This window comes from Fictibacillus sp. WQ 8-8 (assembly GCF_024494405.1).
GTDB lineage: Bacteria > Bacillota > Bacilli > Bacillales > Fictibacillaceae > Fictibacillus_C > Fictibacillus_C marinisediminis.
Map to the genome: position 1 here is coordinate 311,611 of NZ_JAMXKG010000002.1, position 7,942 is coordinate 319,552.

6 protein-coding genes and 1 rRNA gene are annotated in these 7,942 nt (G+C 44.6%); all 7 read left to right on the forward strand.

The features are described from left to right. The first annotated feature begins 36 nt into the window (after nt 1–36). Complete coding sequence (gene yaaA / locus M1K46_RS05275) at nt 37–249, forward strand: S4 domain-containing protein YaaA (RefSeq protein WP_053356308.1); 213 nt, start codon at nt 37–39, stop codon at nt 247–249. 14 nt (nt 250–263) lie between these two features. Next, nucleotides 264–1,385, forward strand: a complete 1,122-nt coding sequence (gene recF / locus M1K46_RS05280) for a DNA replication/repair protein RecF (RefSeq protein WP_256225206.1) — start codon at nt 264–266, stop codon at nt 1,383–1,385. Nucleotides 1,386–1,393: 8 nt separating this feature from the next. Then, a complete protein-coding gene (gene remB / locus M1K46_RS05285; protein WP_053356306.1) occupies nt 1,394–1,663 on the forward strand; it encodes an extracellular matrix regulator RemB in 270 nt (89 codons plus the stop codon). A gap of 50 nt (nt 1,664–1,713) precedes the next feature. Then, on the forward strand, nt 1,714–3,636 hold the full coding sequence (gyrB, locus tag M1K46_RS05290) for a DNA topoisomerase (ATP-hydrolyzing) subunit B (RefSeq protein WP_053356305.1): 1,923 nt from the start codon (nt 1,714–1,716) through the stop codon (nt 3,634–3,636). A gap of 124 nt (nt 3,637–3,760) precedes the next feature. Continuing rightward, complete coding sequence (gene gyrA, locus M1K46_RS05295) at nt 3,761–6,286, forward strand: DNA gyrase subunit A (RefSeq protein ID WP_256225209.1); 2,526 nt, start codon at nt 3,761–3,763, stop codon at nt 6,284–6,286. A gap of 92 nt (nt 6,287–6,378) precedes the next feature. After that, nucleotides 6,379–7,467 carry an HD-GYP domain-containing protein gene (locus M1K46_RS05300; protein ID WP_256225210.1) on the forward strand — a complete coding sequence of 363 codons (1,089 nt, stop codon included), beginning with the start codon at nt 6,379–6,381 and terminating at the stop codon, nt 7,465–7,467. 317 nt (nt 7,468–7,784) lie between these two features. Beyond that, nucleotides 7,785–7,942 (forward strand): 16S ribosomal RNA (locus tag M1K46_RS05305); the annotation flags it as partial.

Here is a 7,942-nt window from a genome sequence, read left to right on the forward strand (position 1 = left end):
AAAAATGAAAATACTAGCTATAAAAGGGGTGTAACGATGGAAACTGTAAAAATAACAACCGAGTATATTACGCTGCAGCAGCTTTTAAAACAGGTAGATGCCATCTCTAGCGGAGGAATGGTAAAATGGTATTTAGCAGAGAATGAAGTGCTGGTTAACGGTGAACCTGAAAACCGCAGAGGCAGAAAGCTTTATGAAGGCGATGCGGTTTCTGTTCCCGATTTAGGTGAATTTACTGTAGCGAGATAGATGGGGGTATCCCGTTGTATATTGAAGAATTAAGCATTAGGAACTACCGGAATTATTCGTCCCAGGAGATTAACTTTGAAAACAAAGTGAACGTGTTTCTTGGTGAAAACGCACAGGGTAAAACAAATGTGATGGAGGCCATCTATGTGCTTGCGATGGCTAAATCCCACAGGACTCCCCGTGATAAAGAATTAATCTATTGGGACGAAGAATATGCTAAAATAGAAGGACGGGTTCAAAAAAGGACCGGACCATTCAGTTTAAGCCTGGTCATTTCGCAAAAAGGAAAGAAAGCAAAAGTCAATGGACTTGAACAGCGGAGGCTGACTGATTATATAGGGGCATTAAATATCGTCATGTTTGCACCTGAGGATTTGAATCTTGTAAAAGGGAGTCCGCAGGTGCGACGTCGTTTTATCGATATGGAGATCGGACAGGTCAATCCTGTATATCTCCACTACCTGACCCAATATCAAAAAGTCCTCGCTCAGCGCAACTCGCTTTTGCGGGATATGCAGCGGAACCGTTCAAAAGAAAACGGAGTCATGCTGGATATCCTTACTGAACAAATGATTCAGTCGGCTGCAAGAGTTACAGAAAAACGCATGAGCTATATGAAACTGCTTCAAAGCTGGGCCGATCCGATCCATCACGGGATCAGCCGGGGGCTTGAAAGGCTGGAAGTTTTATATAAACCGACCATTGAGGTATGTGAAGAGCAAGATTTGTCGAAAATGATAGAAGCTTATGAACAAAAGTTTGTTAAAATAAAAGATAGAGAACTAGAGCGAGGGACCACTCTTTTCGGACCGCACCGTGACGACCTGCTTTTCCACGTGAACGGAAAAGATGTGCAAACGTTCGGTTCACAGGGCCAGCAGAGAACTACTGCGCTTTCGATCAAACTTGCAGAAATCGATCTCATTCATTCAGAAGTCGGGGAATATCCACTGCTGCTGCTGGATGACGTTTTATCAGAACTTGATGATTACAGGCAGTCTCATCTGCTGAACACTATTCAAGGCAAAGTACAAACGTTTGTTACGACAACAAGTGTGGAAGGTATTCATCATGAAACGCTGGAAAAGGCGGCAACGTACCATGTCGAACAAGGTGCGATTGAACGGATAAGGTGAGGTGAACCATGTTACTTCATATTGGCGAAGAAGCGGTGATCCAGCAAAAAGATATCGTAGCTATTCTGGATTACCATGCTCTTGAAAGCTCGGAATTAATGAACGACTTTTTAAGGCAGCACAAAGAAAAGAAAAGCATGGTCAATCTATGCGACACAAATCCAAAATCCGTTATAATCACAAAGAAACAGGTTTATATCTCCCCTCTATCCTCGATCACACTGAAAAAACGGGCAGGAGAACGTATTGATTTTGCCCATAGCTGGTATTTAAAATAAAAGGCTTTATTTGAAATTGTTCCCGAAACCGAAATGTAGGTGAAGAAAAAATGACTACTGATCAGAAATTAGAACAGCATTATGATGAAAGTGATATTCAGGTATTAGAAGGGCTCGAAGCTGTCCGTAAACGTCCCGGAATGTACATCGGTTCCACGAACGTAAAAGGGCTGCACCACTTAGTGTGGGAAATCGTCGATAACTCGATCGATGAAGCTTTGGCTGGTTACTGTGATGAGATTACTGTCACGATCGAAAAAGATAACAGCATTACTGTTACGGACAATGGACGAGGTATTCCTGTTGGGATTCAAGAAAAAATGGGACGTCCTGCTGTAGAGGTCATCATGACCGTACTTCATGCCGGCGGTAAATTTGGCGGCGGAGGTTATAAAGTATCCGGAGGACTTCATGGTGTTGGTGCGTCCGTTGTAAATGCGCTTTCCAGTGAAATGGATGTAACCGTCCATCGTGACGGCAAGATTCATTATCAGCAGTACCACCGCGGTGTTCCAGCGGCCGACCTGGCTGTGATTGGAGAAACAGACAAACGGGGAACGATCATTCACTTTGTTCCGGATAAAGAAATCTTTACGGAAACGAGGGAATTTGACTTTGCCACACTCTCTCAAAGGATTAGAGAACTTGCCTACCTTAATCGCGGAATCAAGATTATCGCTAGGGACAAGCGCGAAGAAGAGCCAGTCGAACAGGAGTACCATTATGAAGGCGGGATCAAATCCTACGTTGAACACATCAACCGCGCACGTGAAGCCATTCATGAGCCGATCTTCATCGAAGGAGAGAAAGATGGAATCTCTCTAGAGATCGCACTTCAGTATAACGACAGCTATACGAGCAATATCTATTCTTTCGCCAACAACATTAACACGCATGAAGGCGGAACCCATGAGTCTGGGTTTAAAACCGCGTTAACACGTGTCATCAATGATTATGGGCGCCGAAACAATATGTTCAAAGACAGCGATACAAACTTGTCGGGTGATGATGTGCGTGAAGGTTTGACTGCCATCATCTCCATCAAGCATCCAGATCCACAGTTTGAAGGACAGACGAAAACGAAACTTGGAAACTCTGAGGCGAGAACGATTACTGAATCTCTATTCTCTGAACAGTTCTCTACCTTTATGCTGGAAAATCCAAATATCGCCAAGCGGGTACTGGAAAAAGGGATGATGGCGCTTCGTGCGCGCGTCGCTGCCAAAAAAGCCCGCGAGCTGACACGCAGAAAAAGCGCACTTGATGTTTCTTCTCTTCCAGGTAAACTGGCAGACTGTTCTTCAAAGGACGCCAGCGTATCTGAATTGTACATCGTTGAGGGTGACTCGGCAGGTGGATCAGCCAAACAAGGGCGCGACCGCCATTTTCAGGCGATTCTGCCATTGCGGGGAAAAATCATCAACGTAGAAAAAGCACGTCTTGATAAAATCTTATCAAACAATGAGATCCGAGCCATCATTACGGCACTCGGTACGGGTATCGGTGAAGATTTTGATATTTCAAAAGCGAGATACCATAAAATTATCATCATGACGGATGCTGATGTCGATGGCGCTCATATCCGTACACTGCTGCTGACGTTCTTTTACCGGTATATGAGACCGATCATCGAGAATGGATATATCTACATCGCACAGCCGCCTCTTTATAAGATTCAGCAGGGCAAGCGGATTGAATATGCTTATAACGATAAAGAAATGGATAGAATTATGAAAGAGATCCCGCAGAATCCAAAACCGGGAGTTCAGCGCTATAAAGGTCTTGGAGAAATGAATCCCACTCAGCTGTGGGAAACGACCATGGATCCAGAAACAAGAACGCTGCTGCAGGTTGAACTGAAAGATGCGATGGAAGCGGATGAAACCTTTGAGATCTTGATGGGGGATAAGGTCGAACCGCGGCGTGATTTCATTCAGGAAAATGCCCATTACGTCAAAAACTTGGATATTTAACAACAGTGGAAACAGGGCATACCCCTGTTTCTCTTACCGTTTTTATAGATATTATTTGTAAGGAAATGAGTGCACCGTAAAGAGAATTTCTTATGGATCATGCAGTAAATGGAGGTTAGAACTAATGTCTGAAGCAGATCAATCCCGGGTGAAGGAAATAAATATCAGCTCGGAAATGCGTACATCATTTATGGATTATGCGATGAGCGTTATCGTGAGCCGTGCACTTCCTGATGTCCGTGACGGCCTGAAGCCTGTTCACCGGCGGATTCTTTATGCGATGAACGACCTGGGCATGACCGCCGATAAAGCGTACAAAAAGTCCGCTCGTATCGTCGGGGAAGTTATCGGTAAGTATCACCCTCACGGCGACGCTGCCGTATATGAAACGATGGTTCGTATGGCGCAGGATTTTGCATATCGCCACATGCTGATCGACGGCCACGGCAACTTTGGTTCCGTGGATGGGGACTCCGCTGCGGCAATGCGTTATACAGAAGCAAGAATGTCAAAAATTGCGATGGAAATGGTCCGTGACATCAACAAGGACACGATTGACTATAAGGATAACTATGACGGCTCCGAACGTGAACCGATTGTTATGCCTTCCCGTTTTCCAAACCTCTTGGTCAACGGTACTTCCGGGATTGCTGTTGGGATGGCAACCAATATTCCTCCTCACCATCTCGGAGAAGTCATCGACGGTATTTTGGAACTCAGCCGAAATCCTGATATTTCTATTCCGGAACTAATGGAATTCATTCCTGGGCCGGATTTCCCGACAGCAGGTGAAATTTTAGGACGTGAAGGAATCAGGAAAGCTTACCAGACTGGAAGAGGCTCCATCATTATCCGTGCCAAAGCAGAGATTGAAGAACAGGCGAACGGCAAAAGTACGATTATCGTTAATGAAATTCCTTACCAAGTCAACAAAGCCCGCCTGATCGAAAAAATCGCAGAATTAGTCAGGGATAAAAAGATTGACGGCATCACTGATCTTCGCGACGAGTCAGACCGAAATGGAATGCGTATTGTCATTGAAGTCCGCCGTGATGCGAATGCCAATGTACTCTTAAATAACCTTTATAAACAGACGGCGCTGCAAACCAGCTTCGGCATCAATATGCTGGCATTGGTCGATGGGCAGCCGAAAGTACTGAACCTTAAAGAATGTCTGTATTATTACTTGAAACATCAGCAGGTCATCATCCGCCGCAGAACCGAGTTCGATCTTCGGAAAGCAGAAGCGCGTGCTCATATTCTTGAAGGCTTAAGAATTGCGCTGGATCATCTTGATGAAGTCATCGCCCTTATCCGTTCTTCAAGAACAACAGAGATTGCGCGAGAAGGCTTGATGGAGAAATTCTCTCTAAGCTATGAACAGGCTCAAGCCATCCTGGAAATGAGGCTTCAACGTTTGACAGGCCTGGAGCGGGACAAGATTGAAAATGAGTATAAAGAGCTTGTCGCTCTCATTGCAGAGCTGAAAGCCATCCTGGCAGATGAGGAAAGGATTCTCGAAATCATTCGTGAAGAACTCACTGAGATCAAAGAACGCTTTAGTGATGCGCGCCGTACGAACATTACCGTCGGCTTCGACATGATTGAAGATGAGGACCTCATTCCAAGAACAAATGTCGTCATTACTTTGACGAACAAGGGATACATTAAGCGTCTTCCCATCTCCACCTACCGCTCACAGCGTCGAGGCGGCCGCGGCATCCAAGGCATGGGAACGGGTGAAGACGATTTCGTGGAACATCTCTTTACAACAAACTCTCATAATACGATCCTCTTCTTTACGAATAAAGGTAAAGTGTACCGCCTGAAAGGTTATGAGATTCCTGAAATGAGCAGAACTGCAAAAGGAATTCCGATTGTCAACATGCTTCAGGTTGAACGGGATGAAACGATTTCAGCTGTCATTCCTGTAGAAGAATTCGAGGATACGTGGTACCTCAACTTCATGACGAGACATGGGATTACGAAACGTTCTCCGCTTTCTCAGTTTGCTAATATCCGAAAAGGCGGTCTGTTTGCCATTACCTTGCGTGAAGATGACGAGCTGATGGGTGTTAAACTGACAGATGGCAGCAAGGAGATTATCGTTGGAACGAGCCAGGGAATGGCGATTCGCTATAAAGAGGATGATGTACGATCAATGGGCCGTACAGCTGCAGGAGTAAAAGCTGTAACTCTTGGCGAAGACGATTATGTCGTCGGAATGGAAGTTCTCGATGAAGCACAGGATGTATTAATCGTTACCAAAAAAGGTTACGGAAAACGTACACCAATGGAAGAATACCGTCTGCAGTCACGCGGCGGAAAAGGAATCAAAACCTGTAACATCACCGATCGAAACGGAGCGATCATCGCGCTTAAAACGGTAACGAATGATGAAGACCTCATGATTATTACCGCTGACGGCATCCTGATCCGTATGAACATGTCAGGCATCTCATCCATGGGAAGAAATACTCAGGGTGTGAAATTGATCTCCATGCACGAAGGCAACCATGTAGCCACTGTTGCGGTTGTAGAAAAAGAGCTTGATGAAGATATTGAAGACGGATTGGAAGAAGAAATGGAAGGCCACGAAGAAACACAGGCTCCAGAAGAATCTTCTAATGAAAACGATACAGAAGAATAATTGATAAAAAGAGGAAAATAATCATATATTTTCCTCTTTTTTATATGTAAAATGAAAATGAATTTCATATACATAAAAAGCGGGGAACCAAGATGATAATCCATCCTTCAGCGGCAAAAGTCGGCCAAGTTCTTGCTACCGATCATTTCGGCCGTACGAATCATCCGATTATAAAGAAGAATACTGTCCTGACAGCTGAGCACCTGGACATTTTATCGTTGTTCATGATCAAGGAAATTGAAATTGTCTCTGAAATTTCCAAAAATAAACAGACAACAAAGACTGCTCCTGAAAAAAGCAAGCCATCTCTTGTTTCTTCTATAGAGATGCCCGGTGCCTTCCTGCCTCTCTATAACGAAGCCGTAAAGCGATTTAAAGTGCTGTTCACCAACTGGAGAGCAGGTGCTCAAATCGATGTGCTTACATTAAGGAAAGCAATCGTACCTGTTGTGGAAAAAGGAATGGACCAGCCTGGGGGATTAAAGGACATGCAGCAGGCGCAAAATACAGACGATTATTTGTATCACCATGCAGTGTCTCTTTCTGTACTTAGTGCTTTCATAGCTAAAAAACTTGGATTCTCAAGAGGGGACTGTCTCCAGATCGGAGTGGCAGGCGCGCTGTGCGACTGCGGCATGTCCAAAATATCTCCAGCTATCTTAAAGAAAAAAGGGCCCTTGAACCTTCATGAGCTTAAAGAAGTGAAGCAGCATTCCATCCAAGGCTATAACATGCTTAAAAAATTGCCTGCTATAAAAGAGGGTGTTCTTCTCGGGGTCCTGCAGCATCATGAACGTCAGGATGGAAGCGGCTATCCACTCAAGGTTCATGGAAGCAAGCTTCATCCTTACAGCAGAATCCTTGCCGCAGCGGACGTCTACCTTGCGATGACTTCAGAAAGGCCCTACCGGAAAAAACTAAGTCCTTTTAAAGTCATCGAGCTAATGATGAAAGATCAATTCGGCCAGTTTGATCCAGCTATCATTCGGGCGGTGACGGACGGACTGTCTATCTTTTCAGCAGGGACGAGAGTAAGACTATCGGACGGCCAGACAGGATCTATCGTTTTTAAGGAAGACTCTCATCCTGCGAGACCGATTATCCAGCTGGATCAATCGTCCGCCATTATCTCTTTAAGGGACAACAATGATCTCTTTATTGAAGAAGTTCTCTCTGAATAACAGAAGCAAGGGAGTCCCAAAGCCAGCAGGGACTCTCTTTTTTATGTTTATACAGCTTTATTTAAAAAACACTTGCAAAAGATCCATTATGGTGGTATATTTATTGAGCTTCTTGTTTTGCCTATTCTTTCAGGCGAACTTCTGATAAAAACTTTTTCAGAAAAACGGTTGACTTAATAGATGCTAGTATGGTAATCTAATAGAGTCGCCAAAACGAGCGGCGCAAACTTGTTCTTTGAAAACCAAACAAAAGCCAGGTAAGTCAGGGATTTTACAATCCCATCAATTTTTAAACTTTAAGAGCTATATCAAACACTTTATTGGAGAGTTTGATCCTGGCTCAGGATGAACGCTGGCGGCGTGCCTAATACATGCAAGTCGAGCGGACCAAAGAGAGCTTGCTCTCTGAGGTTAGCGGCGGACGGGTGAGTAACACGTGGGTAACCTGCCTGTAAGACGGGGATAACTTCGGGAA